The sequence below is a fragment of the Haemophilus paraphrohaemolyticus genome (assembly GCF_002015045.1).
Classification (GTDB): domain Bacteria; phylum Pseudomonadota; class Gammaproteobacteria; order Enterobacterales; family Pasteurellaceae; genus Haemophilus_A; species Haemophilus_A paraphrohaemolyticus.
Genome location: NZ_MUXX01000014.1, coordinates 19,517 through 39,505, shown reverse-complemented (window position 1 = coordinate 39,505; position 19,989 = coordinate 19,517). Strand labels below are relative to the sequence as shown.

The 19,989-nt window shown below is 43.1% G+C and carries 26 protein-coding genes; all 26 read right to left on the bottom strand.

Annotated features, from left to right (window positions below; all coding sequences use genetic code 11):
- A partial coding sequence (locus B0184_RS10765) for a TipJ family phage tail tip protein (protein ID WP_244165762.1) occupies positions 1 to 3,604 on the bottom strand: 3,604 nt, incomplete at its 3' end.
- A 9-nt stretch (positions 3,605 to 3,613) separates the two neighbouring features.
- Complete coding sequence (locus B0184_RS08460; RefSeq protein ID WP_005709070.1) at positions 3,614 to 4,207, bottom strand: tail assembly protein; 594 nt, start codon at positions 4,205 to 4,207, stop codon at positions 3,614 to 3,616.
- 9 nt (positions 4,208 to 4,216) lie between these two features.
- Positions 4,217 to 4,948 carry a C40 family peptidase gene (locus B0184_RS08455; RefSeq protein ID WP_005709078.1) on the bottom strand — a complete coding sequence of 244 codons (732 nt, stop codon included), beginning with the start codon at positions 4,946 to 4,948 and terminating at the stop codon, positions 4,217 to 4,219.
- Positions 4,949 to 4,951: 3 nt separating this feature from the next.
- On the bottom strand, positions 4,952 to 5,665 hold the full coding sequence (locus tag B0184_RS08450; RefSeq protein ID WP_005709083.1) for a phage minor tail protein L: 714 nt from the start codon (positions 5,663 to 5,665) through the stop codon (positions 4,952 to 4,954).
- Positions 5,662 to 5,988 carry a phage tail protein gene (locus tag B0184_RS08445; protein WP_005709082.1) on the bottom strand — a complete coding sequence of 109 codons (327 nt, stop codon included), beginning with the start codon at positions 5,986 to 5,988 and terminating at the stop codon, positions 5,662 to 5,664. Before B0184_RS08445 ends, B0184_RS08450 begins: the two co-directional genes overlap by 4 nt.
- Positions 5,988 to 6,320: a phage tail assembly chaperone gene (locus tag B0184_RS08440; protein WP_005709075.1), complete on the bottom strand. Its 333-nt coding sequence runs from the start codon at positions 6,318 to 6,320 to the stop codon at positions 5,988 to 5,990. The genes B0184_RS08445 and B0184_RS08440 overlap by 1 nt, the downstream gene beginning before the upstream one ends.
- Before the next feature lie 8 nt (positions 6,321 to 6,328).
- The gene (locus tag B0184_RS08435) at positions 6,329 to 6,730 is read right to left on the bottom strand and encodes a hypothetical protein (protein WP_005709067.1); all 402 of its coding nucleotides are present in this window, start codon (positions 6,728 to 6,730) and stop codon (positions 6,329 to 6,331) included.
- Between the two features lie 55 nt (positions 6,731 to 6,785).
- Entirely contained in the window at positions 6,786 to 7,799 is a 1,014-nt protein-coding gene (locus B0184_RS08430) for a phage tail tube protein (protein WP_039851465.1), read from the bottom strand.
- Positions 7,800 to 7,880: 81 nt separating this feature from the next.
- Entirely contained in the window at positions 7,881 to 8,567 is a 687-nt protein-coding gene (locus B0184_RS08425; RefSeq protein ID WP_005709074.1) for a hypothetical protein, read from the bottom strand.
- A gap of 56 nt (positions 8,568 to 8,623) precedes the next feature.
- On the bottom strand, positions 8,624 to 9,022 hold the full coding sequence (locus B0184_RS08420) for a phage tail terminator-like protein (RefSeq protein WP_005709091.1): 399 nt from the start codon (positions 9,020 to 9,022) through the stop codon (positions 8,624 to 8,626).
- An 8-nt stretch (positions 9,023 to 9,030) separates the two neighbouring features.
- A complete protein-coding gene (locus B0184_RS08415) occupies positions 9,031 to 9,429 on the bottom strand; it encodes an HK97 gp10 family phage protein (RefSeq protein WP_005709095.1) in 399 nt (132 codons plus the stop codon).
- Positions 9,422 to 9,781, bottom strand: a complete 360-nt coding sequence (locus B0184_RS08410) for a hypothetical protein (protein ID WP_005705651.1) — start codon at positions 9,779 to 9,781, stop codon at positions 9,422 to 9,424. The genes B0184_RS08415 and B0184_RS08410 overlap by 8 nt, the downstream gene beginning before the upstream one ends.
- Entirely contained in the window at positions 9,781 to 10,218 is a 438-nt protein-coding gene (locus tag B0184_RS08405) for a DnaT-like ssDNA-binding protein (protein WP_005709093.1), read from the bottom strand. The genes B0184_RS08410 and B0184_RS08405 overlap by 1 nt, the downstream gene beginning before the upstream one ends.
- A gap of 248 nt (positions 10,219 to 10,466) precedes the next feature.
- Positions 10,467 to 11,417 carry a major capsid protein gene (locus B0184_RS08400; RefSeq protein ID WP_005705714.1) on the bottom strand — a complete coding sequence of 317 codons (951 nt, stop codon included), beginning with the start codon at positions 11,415 to 11,417 and terminating at the stop codon, positions 10,467 to 10,469.
- 65 nt (positions 11,418 to 11,482) lie between these two features.
- Positions 11,483 to 12,217: a DUF6651 domain-containing protein gene (locus B0184_RS08395; RefSeq protein ID WP_005709077.1), complete on the bottom strand. Its 735-nt coding sequence runs from the start codon at positions 12,215 to 12,217 to the stop codon at positions 11,483 to 11,485.
- Positions 12,218 to 12,333: 116 nt separating this feature from the next.
- Complete coding sequence (locus B0184_RS08390; RefSeq protein WP_100208342.1) at positions 12,334 to 12,873, bottom strand: Rha family transcriptional regulator; 540 nt, start codon at positions 12,871 to 12,873, stop codon at positions 12,334 to 12,336.
- Between the two features lie 65 nt (positions 12,874 to 12,938).
- Positions 12,939 to 13,217 carry a hypothetical protein gene (locus B0184_RS08385; protein WP_005709094.1) on the bottom strand — a complete coding sequence of 93 codons (279 nt, stop codon included), beginning with the start codon at positions 13,215 to 13,217 and terminating at the stop codon, positions 12,939 to 12,941.
- Positions 13,218 to 14,798, bottom strand: a complete 1,581-nt coding sequence (locus tag B0184_RS08380) for a minor capsid protein (RefSeq protein ID WP_005709073.1) — start codon at positions 14,796 to 14,798, stop codon at positions 13,218 to 13,220. It lies immediately after the preceding gene.
- A complete protein-coding gene (locus B0184_RS08375; protein ID WP_005709096.1) occupies positions 14,764 to 16,152 on the bottom strand; it encodes a DUF4055 domain-containing protein in 1,389 nt (462 codons plus the stop codon). The genes B0184_RS08380 and B0184_RS08375 overlap by 35 nt, the downstream gene beginning before the upstream one ends.
- Before the next feature lie 9 nt (positions 16,153 to 16,161).
- A complete protein-coding gene (locus B0184_RS08370) occupies positions 16,162 to 17,523 on the bottom strand; it encodes a PBSX family phage terminase large subunit (RefSeq protein WP_005709086.1) in 1,362 nt (453 codons plus the stop codon).
- Entirely contained in the window at positions 17,504 to 18,022 is a 519-nt protein-coding gene (locus tag B0184_RS08365) for a terminase small subunit (protein WP_005709072.1), read from the bottom strand. The genes B0184_RS08370 and B0184_RS08365 overlap by 20 nt, the downstream gene beginning before the upstream one ends.
- A gap of 9 nt (positions 18,023 to 18,031) precedes the next feature.
- On the bottom strand, positions 18,032 to 18,547 hold the full coding sequence (locus B0184_RS08360) for a Rha family transcriptional regulator (protein ID WP_005709076.1): 516 nt from the start codon (positions 18,545 to 18,547) through the stop codon (positions 18,032 to 18,034).
- A 127-nt stretch (positions 18,548 to 18,674) separates the two neighbouring features.
- Positions 18,675 to 18,953, bottom strand: coding sequence for an Rz1-like lysis system protein LysC (lysC, locus tag B0184_RS10885; RefSeq protein ID WP_425268603.1), 279 nt, complete (start codon positions 18,951 to 18,953; stop codon positions 18,675 to 18,677).
- On the bottom strand, positions 18,859 to 19,197 hold the full coding sequence (locus B0184_RS08350) for a DUF2570 family protein (protein ID WP_005707634.1): 339 nt from the start codon (positions 19,195 to 19,197) through the stop codon (positions 18,859 to 18,861). The genes lysC and B0184_RS08350 overlap by 95 nt, the downstream gene beginning before the upstream one ends.
- A complete protein-coding gene (locus tag B0184_RS08345) occupies positions 19,184 to 19,630 on the bottom strand; it encodes a lysozyme (protein WP_005707633.1) in 447 nt (148 codons plus the stop codon). The genes B0184_RS08350 and B0184_RS08345 overlap by 14 nt, the downstream gene beginning before the upstream one ends.
- Positions 19,620 to 19,964, bottom strand: coding sequence for a phage holin, lambda family (locus B0184_RS08340; RefSeq protein ID WP_226396013.1), 345 nt, complete (start codon positions 19,962 to 19,964; stop codon positions 19,620 to 19,622). The genes B0184_RS08345 and B0184_RS08340 overlap by 11 nt, the downstream gene beginning before the upstream one ends.
- Positions 19,965 to 19,989: the final 25 nt, after the last annotated feature.

Sequence of the window (19,989 nt, the reverse complement as noted above, 5' to 3'; positions counted from 1 at the left end):
TATCCGCCATCACAATAACTGAACTCTCGACATCCTTACCTGAATTAGCCGCCCCAAGTGCAATGCCAGCAATAGCAGTCCTGCCTCCAGCAATAGCCTGAGTTTTAATAGTGCGAGTTGCCGATACTTTACCCGATACATCGGTCACAGTCCGATTTATTTCGTCAATGCGAGCCGAAAATCCATCTACACGATTAATCTTAGATTCAGCAGAGCGTTGCCAATCAGTTCGAGCTTTAGTCTCTGATGATATAGCTCGACTAACCTCGTCTACCTTAGCTTTAGCATCAGATTGCCATTGAGACCTTAACGCTTGTGCAGCAACAGTTGCCACTTCATCTTTGTTGGCTTTGGTTCCGCCTAATTGATTAATTGTCGCCTCAGCATTGCCAATACGAGAGTTAGCTGAGTTTTCCCACGCTATCCTCGTATTCGATTCATTTGTAAGCGATCGCTTAATGTCTTCAAACTGGATAGTTGTCGTCAAATCTTCTGGGGCTGGGCTCCAGTCAGTCGCAATACTCCCTATCTCTAATTTAGGATGTGTGGCAACACAAGTTCCCCCACCAACCTCAACTTTAAATGAGCAGTTTGAAATACTTTTAATCGGCTTATCAAGTAACTGGATTGTTGATTTTAATCTACCACTATAATCGCCTTGATGGTTGCTTAACCAACACTCAATCCACGTATACGTATTATCGGTGTAGTACAAAAACATAGATAAACCGACACGATTACGCCCGCCCCTGATAATGCCTTTCGCGTTAAGACTAAAAGAAAGCGTGAGCTTTTTACCTTGCCAGCTTTCTTTTGCAGATTGTGACACTGTCCACGATGTTCTATTTTCCGCTGAATTAAGCAGATAGTTACGAGCACCTACATCAAAGTTAATATTATTAAATTCAGACGACAGCTCTGCTACTTTACGTTTAGCCTCTTGTGATTGTGCTACGGCTTGTGTCGCAGAATCTTTTGCTGTGTTGAGTTGGTTAATTAATGCATGATCAAGTTGATTTTGACTTAATTGACCCGCTATTTCAGAGGCTTGTATTTTTGATGTGTACTGACTGCCATTCCAGAGATACAACTTGCCGTCTCTTTCATTGTAAACCTGTTTTACCCCTTGAAACTGGTTCACATTAAGGTTCGCCACGGTTTTTACCATCTCTAACTTACGTGCAGGGGCTGCAGTATCAAACACTTCGTTGATGATGTTTTGACTGAGCTTTTCATTCAGCAGTTTCAGCTCTTTATCAATATCTACCGAGCTTTCGCCTCGCACGCCCGCTTGTTGATAAAACGCCCCAACATTTTGCCCACGCACGTGTCTAAGCCAGTAATAACGCACCTGTTTTGCACCGACTTCATGGCTGTACATTTTTGCAGTGAGCTTGGTTAAACGTTGTGCGGTGGCAAGGTTATCCTGCTCGCTGGCCCAGATTTCAGTTTGGGTGAAATCATCTACCCACGCCCACGAGATCGTGATATTACCTAGCCCGCCGAGCACCGCCACATCACGCGGTACAGGCGGTCGATTTATGGTAAAGCTTTGCGATTTTTCACTCAGCATTTGACCGCTTGCATTTTTAGCGATCACAATCGCAGTGTAATCTCCATCGGGCAAATCATCTGTAGAAAATTCGGTGCTGCTGATACCTTTATGGTAGGCATACAAATTGCCCGCTTTCAGGATCTTAATATCATAAGTGAGCGTACCCACCCCAGCCGTAGACGACCAGTTAAGCTTTAAGCCGTTTGGAGTCGCCTCCGCATTGAGGCTTTCCAAAGTTGGCGTTTTTATCACACTGGTGTTGCGAGGCTCAAAACTCGCTCCGTTATCGACAATCGCCTCTTTTTGCGGTTCGTGTTGCAAGGCAAAAATGGTGTAAGTGCCCTCTTCGTTTTCCGTTACCGTCATGCAACGATAAAGTTGAGAGGCAACTGTCTGCGTTAAAAGCGACCACACCCCTTGTAAGCTCAATCCAACAGGCTCGGACTCTAACGTCACCTGCTTGCCAGAAACAGCGGTAATGCGTATTTTTTGATGTTTCGCCTGAGCGTTGATATAACTTAAAAAATGATTCGCACTGAATTGAATTTCACGGTCAAGCGTAAGGATTCGACCGTGAATTGCTTGTACTCGTCCACCAATATTTGTGCCTGCAAAGTGGTTGTCGCTCACGCGGATAATATCGCCAGGGATATTCATTAAGCCTTCACTTCCCACCGTGAAAGTAATTGTTTCGGTTTCAAGGCGTTCAGTTTCTAAAATCCATTTACCTGTGCGGAACGCTTGTCCACGTGAAGTACAGCCAAAAGCGCTCACTTTTTTGAGGTTTAAACCGAATTTACGAATCTGCTCATCATCAGAAATATACTCAATCGTGCTCTCGTAGTTGTTCTCGGCATCTTTGTATTCCACTTGAATCGCATTATGGCGTGCTTTCATTGCTGAATACTGGCGTGAAAATTGCCCTCCTACCACATTGGCATTGGTGTAAGTCCAAACAGGATCGGAGGGTCTATCCATAATAAAAGTGAGCTCTGTGCCATTCCATACTGGTATCGCACGGAAAATCGAGCATAAATCAGAGAGCACATCATAAGCACTGCGTTGTTCCGTCAGCCATAAATTACACGTAAAGCGAGGCTCTTGCCCGCCAAAACCATCAGGAATCATCTGGTCACAATACTGGGCGATTTGATAAAGCGCCCATTTATCTACGCTAAACTCACCCAAGCGGTCGCCTAAGCCGTAACGTTTGTGGGTAACAATATCCATCAAAATCCACGCAGGATTATTGGTGTAAGCGACTTTAAATGTGCCATCCCATAACCCCGTATAAGTGCGTGTTTCAGGGTTGTAATTGCTCGGCACACGCACTTTGATACCATAGATTTCATAGGTGCGAGTGGGAATATTGTTGAAATACTCCGAGTCGAATTTCATGCCCATATAGGCGGTATTCGGGTAGCGGAATTGGGCGTCAATGATTTCGGTATAGCTCGCCCACATCGTTTTATTCGCCAAGCGGCTTGAGGTGGAATCGGCAGTGATACGTTCCACTTTGATGGTAAAGGGCACTGCTGGCAAATTTGTCACCTCAATTGAGCGGGAATAAGGTGAGCTGTATTTACCATAAATGGTAAATGGAATCTGTTGTGTGCCGACGGTAATTTTTAACTCAATGGTAACTGGATTGGTGTCGCCTTGGTCGTTCTGCTCAAATAAAGCTTGTACGCCCAAGGTTAAGCGAAGGCGATTCACATTAGCATCGGTAACCGTACGGGTTAAAGCGGTGCGTTGGGTGATTTCAGTTGAAACGGAAACTTCTTTTTCGACCGCTTGAAAGCCTTGCATAACCTCTTGGGTTTGCGTCCCTTCACGCCCTTCAATTTCCATGTTTTTGAAATAGTGCGAACCGTCTTTGGCTTCAATCGGGGTTTTGTCTAAATAGACCGATTTTAACCCGTCTACTAAACCTTCAATTTCCCCTTCTGAAAGCACTTCCACAATTTTAATACGTTGTTTACTGCGTCCACTCTCTTTTGCCTCAACGGGCGTATGTGCTTTTTTTTTCTTTTTGCGGAATAATCCCATAATAGCCCCTTATTTTTTCTCTTCTACTACATCAAAGGTCTCAATCCCTTGCGAAATAATCATCGAGCCCACCAAAATTCGCCCGTAAGCCAGTGGCATGGCTTGCCCTTGTGCGACCCGATTTTGTAGCCCACTGAATGCCGTTGAAGATTTTTTCTCTTGCTCGTTGAAATTACCCATACTCGGCGTTTTGGTCAGCATTTGTGCCACGCCCCCTAGTAACATAGACGCCCCCATTCCGCCCAACATCATTGCCGCTTGAGAGCTGATAATGCCACCGACAGGGCCAAGTAACACAGCTGCACCAATCAAAGCAATACCCGCAATCACGCCAAATACGCCACCACGCTTCGCCCCTTTTAACACTGGGGTAAAATGCACCGTCATTCCTGCTCTCAAGCGGTAATGCAAGCCTTTTTCCAGGTATCGATTATCTAAATATTGCGAACCAATACGGACTTTATACATCCCTTGTTGCATCATGTGACGCAGTCCTTTTAGTTGGCTCATTAAGGCTTTTAACGCCTCTGCCACCGTTTGGCAATCCAGCTGAAAATCCGTGCCAAAACGCTTGAGTGAGCCGTAGAATTTAATCTTGATCATAGAGATGCCCTATAAAGTAGAAATCGGAATGGAAAAACCCAACTGCTCGGCATTGTTATGTCGCCAAATCGAGTGTGTATGTTTGAGCCAGTAGCCATCGTATAAATCTCGCTTGCTAAGTCGTTTGGGACTATGGTGCAACACCATCTGACTGCCTAAGTAAATGCCTGCGTGATTCGGCACGTTCGCCCCTACTTGCATTAAGATTACATCGCCAATTTGCAAAGTTTCCTGAGAATCTAACCGCTTGAAGCCTTGCCCTTCGAGATTATCCAAGTAAAGATTTTGCCCGTTGTGCCACCATTCATCGGGACGATTGAACTCATCCATATCTAAACCTGCTAAAAAGTAGAAATCTTTAAACAACGTGTAACAATCGGTTTTGCCGTGCTCAAAGGTTCTGCCAACAAGCGGTGCAATTTTCGGGAAACGTTGCAATCTGCCATCACAGACTAAAAGCCAATCGCAATCGGTGTGAGCGAATATTTGACGGTCGGCAAGTGAGAGCACAGGTTCGCCATTCGGGTGTGAATGAACAATCGCCTCAATCCACCCCAGTTTTTCCGCCTCAATTTGTTCTTCGGGGGTAATCTCAAAGAAATTGAGTGGATCTGTTGCCACGTTTTGGCAAGGGTAATAAAACCGCTCGCCCATCATAGGGTCGCTGAGAATCAACCCGCACGCTTCTTGCGGTTCGCATTGTTTAGCGTGGTCTAAAATGGTTTGTTCAATCGTTTTCATTTTCTACCCCAATTTATTGACCCCAATAAACCCACCATAGTTGAGGGTGTTATTACGTAGTTGGCAACCCCGCAAGCACCCCGAACATTTGTCTTTTTTTGGGTCGGTGGTCGGTTGGTCTTTTTCGTCCGCAACAGGGTTGCCCGTATAACCGCATTCGGTTGAGCGATACACCCACGGGCACGTGACTAAAATCGTTCGCTTGTTAATCAAGGCATTATCGGTTTCGGTCGGCAACGCCAGCGTAAAGGTAGCAATATCTTGCGTGAGCGTGGTTAATTGCTCAATCAGGTAATAACTCACTCGCTCTTGCTGTGGATCGGCATTGCGGTTGCCCTCTTTAAAGTTCGCTGCATCTAAAAACTGGGCATACACTTGCCGTCTGCGTACAATCGCACCTAAGCATTGCTCGAAGTTGTTCGAGAGGGTGGTCACAAAGCCATCAAAATTGACTACTGTGAGCGTTGGTCGATTGCTCGCCCCCTGCCCTGACATTTCAAAGCCTTCAGCCTTTACCCCAAAGGGTGTGTAGCGGTTACCTTGCCAAATAATCGGCTGAGTGAGTTCATTTGTACCCGCATAAAAACGGAACAGCTCGCCACGATTGCCGTCTTTGCCCGTAAGCTGTTGCATATCGACTTCGAATAAGTCAAGCAACGCTGTTTGTTCCAGTTTTGCCAGTTCGAGCTGGAATTTGGGGGTGATATTTGCGGTCATGAAACGACCTCCTCAAACTCGCCAGTCAGTTGCCAATAGCTTTGTTGGTAGGTAATTTGATGCTCTTTACATTTATATTTCCCCTGTTGACCAAAAGGTGGCGTCCAGAGAAAGGCTTGATAGCCACCGTGTCTTGTGAGGAAATCATCAATCTGCCGAATATGAGCAGGATTACCACTAAAAGTCAGATTAAAGGTCGCTCGATTATGGTTCAACCCTTGCGGGCGAGATTGGGTATAGCCATCGCCAAAATCAACCTCACTCAATTTCGGGCTTTGCTTTTTGCTCGCTTGATAATCAGGACTAAAATTTAAGGTTTCCATCAATGCTCCATTTGCGTGTTGAGATAAATTAAATCCAATTGTTTAATCACATCAATTTCCCAACTGTCGAGCTTCATTTTATAGAGCCTGCCCCACGCCTCCATTTCCGTAAAAGTAAGCGGGTTCAAGCTCATTCCGCACTGCCTTGCCGTGGAAAGTTGTTGGAAATAACCCAATAAATAAGCCACCGCATCATTCGGTGGCTCATTTTCAAGCTCGACGGGCATTTCGCCTGTCTGCTCATACAGCGAGAGTAAATGTGCCCGCAAGGTCGCTTTACTCTCTTTGGGGTGTTTATCCAGCTCAAACTCTTTTTGGGCGTAACGCAGCAAGTCGTCAATTAAGCCGTCAAGAACTTTCCCAAATCGTTGGAATATTCCAGGATTTGATCAATCATCCAATCGCATTCACTCAATACCATACGGGCATTTTCTTCGCTAAAGGCAAGTGGTTTACCTTCCCATTCTAAACCGTCCCAATTCTCTAAGCGGCTTAAGGCAAGCTCTAAGGTTTCTGTGCGTAATTCATCTAAACCTTTTAATTGAGGCTTACGACTTTTGGCATTTTCAATTTCACGCAATTGCTCTTTTTTCAGTTTTTTCTGCAAGTAAGCAAATGCCTTGTCTGATTTTGCCGACACCACACTGATTTTCACCCCCAATTCATCACTCGTTTCAGGATGAAGTAAGTTAAAGGTGAACGTTTCTGCTAAAGCTGATTTTGATAAATTTTTTAAGTCCATAAAATTTCCTTATGTTGCAAAAAAAAACGGTCAATATTGACCGCTTGTAAAGGTATTAAGCCAACGTATCTTGTACAATCATCGTGGTCGCCACTTTTAAGCTGTCGTCAATCGTGCTGGCTGCATCCCACACACCTGGGAAGGCATCAAAATTAAGGGTTTGCATTAAGTTTTTCGCCCCGTCATCGATTTCAGAGGACGTTACCTTAATTGCTGGTAAGATGATTGCCATATAATCGCTGTCGTTGCTTGTTTCGGCATCCATTCGCAAGGCTAGTGAAAGATTTGTGCCAAGACGTACCGCATCAATCATAGCTTTATTTTGCAGATACATCGTAAACGAACCACTGACGGCAACGGTGCCAATGAACACATCGGGGGCATAAGTCGCCCCTAGCACGGCTTCACTGGATGCATTCAAATCAATATCGAGCTTAAATGAGGTAATCAGTGCCATTTGTTGCTTATTGACTTGCAATGACCCTTTCACGCCCGCTAGTTTGCCCGATTGTGCAATATCAGGCGGATTGGTAAAGTATTGGGCTGTTTGCTCTTCCCCACGTTGCCCTAAAAAGGTGACGGTAACAGAGGCAATGCCATTCGGCTCCACTTCCAGTGATAATTTTGATACACGGCAACCGAGATACTGGCGAGATAAGCCAATATCTTTAAACCAGTCTTCAATCGTGAAGCTATCCGTCGAATGTGCAGTTTGTGGTATAACTAAAATCTTGCCATTTTTCTCACCTTGCCCGTTTGCGGTTTTCTTGATAATCGGCGGTTTCGCTTCAGCACCAAAAGCACCCCGTAAAGCAGCGGCAAATGCCCACGCCCATTGACCTGCGGCAAGTTCACCTTTTACATCGCCTTCGACTTTTTCAAACCCGACAATCGAAGCCGCACGTTGCATGTCTGTACGAATTTCTTCAGACTGGAATGACTCAAAATTAACGTTAAGTGAAGTTTCAATACGAGGCAATAATTTCGCCATGTTTTTGGCAGGTTTCGTGCCGAAAGTGGTTTCTTTAGACAGTGCCACCGAACGCTGTGTCCCTTGTGAATTTGCCATACAATTCCTCCATAATGAAAATTTTGGCAATAAAAAACCGCTTGTAAGCCAAATTCTTACAAGCGGTTACTTTTAAAATTTTTATTTTATTTCTGTAATCTTTATATCTGCTGTTCGATTATGCTCATAAAAGCTACATTCTGCATTATATTTGCCTTCTACGCCAAATGCATTTTTTGCCGAAAATTCTAATTGAACAACAATATCCCCAGTAACACTAGGGCGAACTATTTTATTAAAAATACTTGAATCGACAGTTGCAGGGAAATTGGCTCTTTTTTTAACCATATCTAAGCAATAACGATAATATTCATATTGACCAATTTTCCCAAACTTTTCCTTAACAGATTGTACAGTTAATTTTGATTTTATATCATTCTCGCTAATATAAAAGCGTTCCTTATTTTTACAATCTACAAAAAATACAATTCTAGATTTCGGCTCGCTTTGGTTATCAGATAAACTAACATCTATAATCTCATCACATCGCTTAGATTGATAAGCAAGTTTCGCAGCATCATACGCTAAGGCGTTGATTTTATGAAAACCATCATCCCCCCATTTTTTATGAGCTTTAGGATAAGCCTTTTTCGTCATAGGTAAATACACCTTTTCAAAATCGCTTTGGGAAAGTGTTCTTTCTGTTTCATCCTTGTTTTGATTTTGGGATTTCCCTTCGCCATTAGAACTCGTTAGGCTTTTAATTACACCTATTACAAAAGGAAAAACAAAAAAAATCACAAATAGAATTTTAAGAGTTTTTTTCATTTTGGCCTCCAATTTTTCTAAAATTATACAATAGAAAGATTAAGACTTGCATCAAATTATGCTCCTAATTCATAGGCGGTGAAAGAAATTGTGATCGGCAACGCAAGGCTATTACCTGATAAAAAAAGCCCACCGATTTGCGGTGGGTGATGAATAATCAGCTGAATGTGGGATTCAACCACACTCAAGCCGTAGAAATGTTGGCGTAACTGACTCGCTCTCTGCTCAATCGCTTTTGTGCCTTGCCCGTTGTCAAAAAATAAGGTGAGCTGTAAAAAGCCCGTTTCTGTCGCAAGCGGTTTATCGGAAATCGTACTGGTATTTGCTGTATTGACCGATAAATAGACCGCTTGATAAGGCAGTTTAGGCTCTGTTTTCACCCCTTCCCAAGCGGTCGGAAAAGAATCCAATTTTGCTAAATGACTTTCTAAAATGCGTCGAATTTGCGGTTTCATTGCCTGCCTCACAGCGTTGAATGTTGAGCATAATACGCATTGATTTCATCCACAGAAATGCGAATCATCCCTTGAGGGGCTTGCACAGAATAACCGCGTTGTGTCTTCCCTGTTTTGGAAGGGCTAGGATATAACCCATACTCTAGCATAGGGGCGTAAGGTTTGTCCGTCGCAATCACTATCGTATCGGACAACCGAGCCTGAGCAATGGCAATTTGACTGCCATCGTAATTGCTCGGTACAGCATTCAAGGCAACCGTCCATGAACGTCGCAACGCGCCACTATCAACAGGTGTTTTCTTCTGTACCTTGTTGAGGATATCTAACGCAATTTTGCGAAAGCCTTGTGTTTGAGCCAATAATGCGGAATCCACAAAGCCATCAATGGTGGCACTAAATCTACCCATAACGTCTTCCTTGTGCTTGATAATAAATCGCTTGTTGTGCAGGACGAATCGGCTGCACCCGAATCACTTGCCACTTTTCGCCATTGACAGACACAATGTCGTTCACATCAGCTTTTTCAGTGAGTAACATCAACACATCGCCCACTTGAACATCGGCATGAGTGGTCTGACGGCTAAAATCGTAGGCAAGCGTATCAAATAAACAGGATGCCGATACACGGCGTTTTGATTGGCTGACCTCGCCCGTTTCGGGGTTATATTTGCCCGTTTTCACTTGTGAAATCACACAAGGGCTGCCAAACTGGCGAATAAGCTTGGTCGAGACCTGCTGTAAGTTTTGATAAAGTTGCATTAGCCACGCTCCAATTTCACCACGCCAAAGCTACTGCGATCTAACCAAGCGACTAACAGTTGCCTAACATAATCAAAGCGGTTACTGCTATCGGCAATCGTTGAACGGTGATCATAATTGACCGATAAACTGCCGACTTTCACGCTGGTCATCTTCTGCTCTGCGTTTTGGTTGAGATTTTCTTGTAATGCCAGTTCACACACAGCATAGATAATTGCAGTAGGGATTTTTAACGATTCAAATCCTTTACGCGGAAATTGGCGTAGCTGCATTGGGTCGGCTTTTTCGCCCATAAAGCGGTAATTCACATCTAAGAAATCTGACGCACTCACCAAGCGACGAGCCTTTTCCTCTTCGTCTAACTCTGCCCACGCCTCTTTGCTCATTCGTAAATTGTGATACGCATTGGCTTCTTCTACGGAAAGATAAGCGGTCATTTTTGCTCCTTAATGTAACAATACTGAAAGAATATCAGGTAATTTCCAAGCAATCACAAGCACTACAGGCAAGAGCCATAACGCCCAGAATCGTATCGGCGAAAGTTTTTGACTTTCCATCACTACCTCTTTAATTAGATTCAAAATAAATGTAAAATGATCCACGATTTATTCCTTCTTGTGTTGGAAGTTGGAATGAAAGAAGCCCCAAGTAATTCGCGTTACTTGGGGTTTCACTTTTGTCATGACTACTTGGTTTTCACCAACACGCCTGCAGTATCTTTCAATGAGGTAGCCGTTTTACGCCAGTTGGCTGAAGCCCCTAATTTAGTATCATCAGGAGATTTACCGCCTGCAGTCATATCCCACTCATAACCGAGAATACCTAAGTTATAAGTCCATTCTGCTTGATAAACCGCTGCGATATTTTCACCGCCTAATTTTGGCTGCATTTCGCTGTTGAAGTCGTTGTTACCGCTCACCATCACCGCATTTTCTTGTAAGCCAAGCGTGTTATAAGCCGCACCAGTGCTATCCACTAATGCAGGGCTGTCTGTAACCACAAACAAGCGACCAAAGGGATCACGCATCACACTCACGTTGTCGTAAGTAAACAAACGTTCTGCGTTGGTTAAGGCGTTGTCGTACAAGGTGTGTAAGGTGGTTGAATGCACAATCCACGCTTTTAATGCACTAGAGCGGTCGCCAAATAATGCTGCCGCTTTGTTGAGCGTACGGAAATTCGGAGCGTTTTTCTTGTCGTCTAACACGGCTGTAGTTTGTCCACCAATTGCGGCAACTGCCCCTAAAATTGCGGTGTTTAACATATCCGCTAAACGGGCTTTGGCAAGTTGTTGCCCGATTTCTACCGCCGCAAGCTCAGGGTTTTGTAATACCCAACGATATTGTTGCGGCTCGTACTCAATCGGGTGCGTGCCTGCAGCCACTTTTACGGCTACATTGAGTAATTGCTCTAAGCGTTTCGCTTGCACTGTACCACTGCCATAAGCATTACGACGACGCACTAAGCCTTGAATCGCTTTAAAGCTCGCACGAATATCAAAATCACCTTGCGTTGGGGCGTTTTGCAAGGTAATCACGCCACCTGAGGCTTGATTGAATTTTTCAATATCTTGATCGACAGTTTCAGTTAACGCTAAATGCGTTTGTTTGTTGAAGACTTGTAAGTCAAAAGCCATAATAAGCTCCTATGTTATGGTGCGATTGCACCGTAAATAAAAAAGGTGCAATCTCTTGCACCCGATTATGAATGTTGTTGCATATACGCAATTTTTTCTGCGTCAGTTTTGCATTCGGCAAGGGATTTCGGGGCATTACCACCGCCTGTTCCTGTGCCTGCACCTGAACCTGATGTGCCTGATGGTTTTAAAATCGCATCTTTATTTGGATACGCCCCGACTAACGCCTCTAATGCTTCCTCAAAATCAGCTTTTTCACCTGGGCGTGAACGGCTGTAAATTTCATTGCCATCGGCGAACTTCGCCACCACTTTACCTTCATCTGAAATACTGAAATGCTTACCGAAGAAGGCTTGCACCACATCAGAAGGTAAATTTAAATGTTCTGCAGCATATTTAGAACGAGCAAACGAACCACCAATTAGTTCTGCGTGCAATTGCGATTGCAGTTTTTCAGCTTGAGATTTGGATTCTGCCAGTTGTTCATCAAAGGTTTTACGCATTTCTGCTTTCACCTTTTCCACTTCGCCCGCATCAATCAACTTCTTATCATCGAGATTTTTCACCGTTTCCAAGGCTTTGATTGCTGCTTTCGGATCGTCAATCCCCGAAAATGCCAAAAGTTTTGCTTCCGCCTGCTCTTTGGCTTCACGGTGTTTTTTCGCCTCACTGTTAAGCTCTGCGATTTTGGCTGTGGCTTTTGTGGCATCAAACGGAATTTCCTTCCCGTCTTCGTGAACATACACAGGCATCCCGTTTTCAACAACCACGTGCCCATTTTCATCAAGTTTTAATTTCATATTGGATTTCCTTCCAGTTAGTTAAGGTTGTACCTTTTCCAAGGCGTAAAAAAACCGCATTAAGCGCGGTGAATTTGGGGGTAATAAAAAACCCTGAATGCTATAATGTTCAGGGTTTATTTATTCGTTAACAAATTTTCATCAATCATTAGATTCAAGTTAATTTGGATTTTATCTTCCAAAGATTGTATTTTATGCTGCAAATTCGGCTTTTTCCCTTTCCAGCGATTTAAGCCTTTTCCGCAATAGCTTGCAAATTCTTCTTCCATTCTTTTATTCAGGCAAAGTTGCTGATATTCTTCCAAAAGTTGATAGCTTGATTTATTGGCTTGAGTAATGAGGTAGTCAAAGGCTTCAATAAATGCCACTTTCAACGCATCCGCTTTTTGCCCGTTAAAGCCCATTACAAGGAACATAAAGCCGTTTTTCGTGACTTCGTACATTAAACGAGATTTACCTTGTTTATCAAAATAATTAGCCGACGCAAAATTGCGTTGGCTAAATTCATTGGGTAAATGCAAGTTTCTGATCGCACGCAATACTTCCGTATGACGTTTACCAAACACGCGTGCAATGGTTAAAATATCAGTAATAATTTTGTTGCCTTTAACTTGGACAAATTGGTTAAAGTTTTCAATTTTTTGTAAGTTCATCATTTTTCCATTATTTAGATATAAAAAAACCGCCTACATTGCTGTAAGCGGTTCAATATAATGTTTTATTAACTACGTCTAATGGCTTCAATCGCTTCTTCCACCGTTAAATTGTAATTATCAGTTACTCTACGGTAGAAATGAATAGCATTGGGATTTTCTCGAAGTGCTTTTATTTTACGAGCCTTTTCTTCTTCGGTCGGTTTGTAATTTTCAAGTTTCTTTTGAAATTCTTTTGCCTCTTTCAAAGAAGTTTTCATATCTTCCACCCATTCTTCAAAAGGCATTTGAAAAACCTCTTTCGCAATCCGTTTTTGCTCCTCTAAAGGTAAATCAAGCACTGACATTTATAATTCCCTCGCTTCAATTACGGTAACATTACCATTCATATAGCGATCTTTTATAAAGAACTTAGTTCTATCTTTAAATAAAACTTCTCGTTCATCAGGATAATCACTAATATCTTCGATTATTTTACCATTCTTACTTTGAATAATAAATCGAACATTACCTTTAAAAGTTGATAAACTATTATCAATGCTTGAACTCGTAAAAGCTTTTTCTGTGACTATTTTACCTATCTGATATTTTTCTAATACCTCATCTGGCAAAGTCGTATCGCGATAAGTCATACCGTTATAAGCAGGCACTTTGTCCAACCCTTGATTTACCACAGCAATAAACCGCTTATCGGTTAGTGTAAGATTATCATTACGCATATTGTAATTTAAATCCCAATAAAGCTCGCTCGTGTAGGCTTTCATTGCAACAAGCTCGTGATGAGTAATGTTATAAGCGGCTTTAAATGCCTGAATTTTAAGACTGTTTTTTACTTCTTCTGAAATACGTTGATAAATATCTTCCGCTATCCAAGATTGCGTATAGGATTTTTGTAAATCCCTCAACGTCAACGCCCTGCCAGATTGGTCTAACATATCCGAGAAAGTAATTACACCACGTTGCCATAAATCGGCTTTACCTTTACCCAGAATCTGCTCTTTCTCTTCAGCTGTTTTACTGTTGAGCCAACTCTCATAGTTAACCCGCTCATCAACTGGACCGTCCATTGAGGCACGGGTGCTGGTGGGCATTTCTTGCATACCTTGCACGCCTAATTCTTCCCAGCTTTTGGTCACAAGCTGAAGAATGCTACGACAACGTGGGTGCAACGGTGGGCGCTTGTAGGGAATGTTATGTCCGATTGGCTTTTTGCCTAAATCCCATTGCTTGCCATCACGCACTTGGCAAACGGTAGAAGTTCGCATATCAAGGGTAGAAAGATGCTCTTCGCCTTGCAGAATATCAAGATTGGCATCACGCAAGGCTTCGTGGGCAGTGTCAGCCACTTTTGCCACAGAGGTAATGACTAAAGTATCTGCGGTACGACGGCTAACGCTCATTAACTCACGCACTTCAGTGGCAAGTTGTCCGTTTTGTTTGCCTTCTGCTACACCAGAGCGGATAATCCCCTCAAATTTAAAGGCTAAATCGGCACGCTGTTTATTCCACCATGCTTCTAACGGTTGCCCTTCAATCACAGCAACGTTTTTAATCGCTTTAATCCGTTCTTTTGGTACATCATTAAACAAATCAAAGCCGATTTCATCGTTATAAAGCTGGCTGATTTTGGCTGCTTCAAGCGATAAAAAACCGCTTAACTCGTCTTGCGTGTAAGCGGTCGTTTCTTGGTAAGTTTTTGCAATCTCTGTTTGCAGTTCGGTGAGCAGTTTATCCAGTTTTTTCGCGGGCAAAGCTTCAACACCGATAGCACTGATGCGGTTAATCAGCAATTTTTGCAGTGCATTTAACCGCTTGTACACCTGTTGTCGCAAGTGAGCATCATAGCGAAAATACAAGATTTTGCGGTCAGTTAAAGCATGGGCAATACGTTGTCTAAGCGTTTTTTTCTGATGTTTCTTCGAGGTCAAAATGCATTCCCTCCGATTGCAGGCGTTCTTGCTCTGTGTCCCATTCTAAGCCGTCTGCCAATAAGCCGCGGCGTTTGGCTTCGTCAAAGGTGGATTGATTCGAAATCACGCCTGCATTACGCAACTGAATCACGCTTGCCATTGAAGCAGAAGGGTCAAGGTCGTTTTCAATGTTGCCCGAAATCTGCACGTTACCCACGTGCTCTTTGGCAATGCCAAGCCAATGCCCTGTATATTCCAAGGCTAAATCAATCGCATCTTCAAAACGATTAGCAAGCAATCGCAATTGGGAAATTTCTTTGCCTGCTTCATCGCGGGCTTGGCTGTCAGTCATTGCTAAGGCGGTTTTGGTAAGCAACTTCGCCCCTGCGGTTTTCATTTGCTCTTCTAAGTCTTTGAGGCTTTCCACACCTGAAGCAATGGCTTGTCCTGAATGTTCAACAAATTGCATTGAGCTACCCGTTGGAAGATGAACCGCACTGCCACCAATAGCAAGCTGTTTCACTTCATCATTGGAATAAATCGCTAACAACGGTACGCGAGCAATGTTAGTAATGTTGTCCTGATCTGATTGGCTTTGCCAGTGTTTTACATTCAAATACGCCAACTCCATTAAAGGCGGCTCAATGGCATTAGTGAGTTCGTTACGCTTGGTGATAAATGGCACGACAGGCACAAAATCAAGCGGTCGATTTTGTGCCGTCAGTTGCAATTCCGATTCAAAACGAAATTCACCCTCTGCTTCGCTAAATTTCCGCACTTTGCCGATTTCATACACATAAACGTATTTCACGGTTTTTACACCAAATTCGCCATCCTCAACCTGTTCATTGACAACATAGCGAAATTGAGTAATTGCTTGTTTACCATTTACTCGTGCGGTTTTCATTCCCAGTACTTGATGCGGTTTAATATGCACCCAATAAGGACGGGCATTTAAGGCTTTCTCTTCCGCACGGCTTTTCACCGCTTCAACACGCGTGAAATCAATCAAAGCAAAAGAGCAACCATATGCCAAGGCGGAATAAAACCAGCGGGAGGCAAACACATCAAGGTTATTGCCTACTAAATCCACATCATCAAAAAGGGCTCGCACTGTTTCTGTCACATCGGCAACATCAATCGGGTTGAAGAATACACGACCTGTCATTTGCGAAAGGGTTTCCGACAAGGCAGGATAAAGGGTTGAACGCTCAAGGCGTTTGCGGTAACTATCGGGCTCTTCCATTTCCATTTGAAAAAGGTAGGCTTGTGCGGCTTTTCGCATTGTTGCCGTGCCACCGAGTAAATCATCAATGATTTTGGTTTTCTTGGTTAACTCCACCATTTCAGCGGTGGGAAGATGAACTGACATAGTGAATCCTTAATAGAGTTTGAGGGCGGTTTGTTTGAGCACATCGCGTCTAATTGGGGCAAAGCACATCACGAGTGCATCCGCTTTATTCGGCGAGGGAATTCCACGCTTACGCATATCTTTCTTACTTTCTACCCGTACTTTGCCGTTATTATCGTAATCTACGCGAGGGCGAGAGAGTTCTGCTTTTAAATAGTCCAAATCAGGTATATCGCTACTGAGTGAAATCATTTCATCAACGGGATAAACATCGCCGTATTTGATCGCACGATAGGTCTTATAAAAACGATCTCGTAATTGCCACCACGCTTGTGCTTTAATATTGGCGAACATATCACCGTTTTTCTTGCCTTGTGTGTAAAAGGAATCAGGATTAAACACCGCAGCACCCGCATTAAAGCCGATACAGTTGATCTGATTCGTCTCAATTTCTCGGTATTTTGCTTTCACACCCGCACCAACACCGATAGAGTCGAAAACAATTTCATCTGCTTGCCATTCCACTGCTTTTGAATGGGTGCGTAATGCTGATTTAATCACATCTTCGCCCCGCCACTCTTCTAAACCAAGCACCACAGAACCGTGTGCAAAACAGATAGCATTCGCATCAGCCCCATCATCGGCAACGTCAAAGCCCACAATTTTTCGACCGCTTGCGGTAAAGTTCAAACGTTTGTGAGCATCAACAGCACATTCAATCCAAACAGGCTTAATAATCGCCAAATCAGAATCAGCGACAGGTTCGCCCTCATAAACGTGACGATAAAGCTCATAATCACGCTCACGCATTTGCTCCAAATCTTCTAATAGCTCTTTGGGAAAATAGGGGTTATCTTGCCAATTCACTAAGACCGATTTACACCGTTCAGGTGGATGAATCACAAAGCGTTGATAAGTATCGTCCAGAATGTTTTTCGGGTTGAAACTCACAATAATCTGCGATCCATCTTCACGAATGGTCGGAATCAACACATCCCAGCTTTCTTTTGAAACATTCTCGCCTTCTTCCACCCAAACCACATCAATACCCGTCATTGACTTGATTGAAGTGATGTTGGTTTTCAGCCCAGCAAACGTAAAACGAGAACCGTTCTGCCCGATAATTTGCGTTTTCTGTACATCAAAAAAGGCTTGCAAGCCAAGCATTTCAATCTGATCTGCCAACATCTGAATCACAGAATCAGAAATCGATTTCTGAATTTCACGACAACACAACACCCGAATCGGTTGAGTATAAGCACGTAACACTAACGCACGGGCAATGCTGAAACTTTTCCCAGAACCACGTCCGCCATAGAAGATAATAAAACGCCAAATAGATTCAAAGAGCGGTCGGAATTTCGGGGGAAATTTAATGTTCTTCTGGTTCATCGCTAAAACTAATGTTGATGACTGCAGGTAACACATTACCGCCTGAGGTCACATCGACTCTATCTTTAAACATACCAAGATGCTTACCGAGTAACTCAAGGGCTTTGTTTGCACCTGTCGGTTCAAAAACGAAACATTCGGTATTAACGCTTTGAGCCGTTCCTTCTTGAGCGTTTTTTACCACGGTGGTAATGGTAAGCGGCTTTCTTCCCATACAAATATCACGATACTCTTGCAAGTCAGCAATGATGTTATCTATGGTAAGATTATGGCGTTGTCTGTGCTCTTGTTGCAGTTCTTCAATACGGACCGTGATCGGACCGTTCTTTAATAATTCTTTTGCTTTTGTATTGATGGTGCTCGTTTGCATTTTTAAGCAATCATACGCTTGCCGATATGCTTCACTCGCATTCCCCAGCTCAATATAAAGCTGACAAAATTTTTCTTGTTTAGGCGTTAATCCACGACCAGACGTGGATTTTCCTTTCACGTCTGACATAGAAAATCCTTACTTAATCGGCAGTTCAATCTGCAGTTTATCTTCAAAAACGCTTAGCGTTCCTTCAAGCAATGGCTTTTTACCTTTCCATTGACTTAAGCCAGCACCGCATAAACTCGCAAAACGTTTATCTGACTGATATTCGCCAAGCACTTGGTAATATTGTTCAAGGAGTGTCATTCCGCTTTGAACTAACTGCTCTTGCATAAAATTAAAGGCTTTGATGTATGCAATTTTAATTGCCATTGCTTTTTTGGTCTTATATCCCATAACTAGCAACATAAAACCGTCTTTTGTCATCTCGAACATTGGACGTTTTTCGCCTTTTTTGTCGATATATTCAACCAAACCAAAATTGGTTCGGTTAAATTCATCATCTCCTGCCTCTAAAATTTCACGAATATCACGCATAACGTGATGATGATATTTACCAAAAACTTTTGCTACCATTTCTGATGTGGTAATCGTTTTTGCATCTTTATTTTGTACAAATCGCTTAAAGTTTTCTGGATTAGCTAATTGCATATTTTTTCCTTCTGCTGAATTTTAGATAATAAAAAACCCGACCATTTCTGATCGGGTTATTTAGTCCTAACAAAACTACCGAGAAGGCTTGGTCTCTACCAATTTAAAGATGTTAGACAAACTGAAATTATTTTAAATTATTGTGGCTAATCTCAACCCATTTGCGAATGCCATCAACCTGCTTAGCACACAAATCCCGCTCGCTCATTACTACAACTAGGTAATCTATTGCATCTCCGTAAGTCTCGCCTGTAAACATTGTTTGCGGGCAAGGCGTGAGATAAGCTTGCGGTGGCGTAAGGTAAACGGTCTTAATGCGTGGACTGCTGCAGCTGCTCAATAACGCTATTAGGCATATCGGTGTTAGCGCAAGGCTCTTTAACCAGTATTTTTTTAATGCTTTCACGCTTCGTCTCCACTTTTTGGCGCAGCTCATTTACAATTCGCTGGTGAATTTCAACCGCTTGCCGTTCTTGCTCAAGTTGAGTGTTTAACTGCTGATTAGCTAACTGCTGTTCTGCGATCAACATTTTCTGCTCGGCGTTCTCTTTTATTAGCCGATTCATCACACTTCGCTGATGGATAAAAGCCGATGAAACGCCAATAACGACTACTACACCACTAACAATTAAAGCACTACGCAAGCCCATTGAACATATCCTTTTCGCGTTTACGGCGATTTAGCAACCCTTGTACTGGACGGCCACCTGCGTTTTTCCAAGCTAAAAATTGCTCCGCTGCGCCTTTAAAGTCATTTGTATTGAGCTTTTTGAGTAGCGTTGAACGCGCAAAGTTTGTCTCGCCGATGTTAAAGACTAAGCTAACTAAAGCATCGAACTCATATTGTTTGAGTGGCACTTTTACAAGGCGGGTAATTGCTGATTCAAACTTTAACAAATCTGCACTCAATAATTCTCGAGATTTATCAGCCGAAATAACCATACCTTTTGCAACAGGCTTACCATCAACTGCACCAGTATGACCGACTCCAATCGTCCAAACACCAATAATGTCCGCATACGCTGTTAGGCGTTCCCCTTCTTCACGGCGGATAAACTGCAAACCTTTCTCACTAGTTTTCATCTTCTGTCACTCCTGCTTTGTTTTTTAAAAAGCGCAAAATCAACTGGCGAATTGCGCTTGTACCCAATAAGCCAAGTGCAGCGCCGATCGGCGTGATTAAATCAATATCCAACCCGAAATGCGTAAGAACAGGGCGGATTGAACCTGCAATCAAGCTACATAAAAAGGCTTCTACAATAACTCTTCTGGCTGTGTCTTTTTTACCGTAAAGAAATGATTTCGATAGGGATGCAAAAAAAGCCACTAACACTCCGCACACAAAGCTACTATGCTGAACGAAGTAGGCGACTACAACAGTCCAGAGGTCTGGATTTTTCTCTGGCATTTTTTTCATACTCCACCCCGTTTTTTCGAGGCAA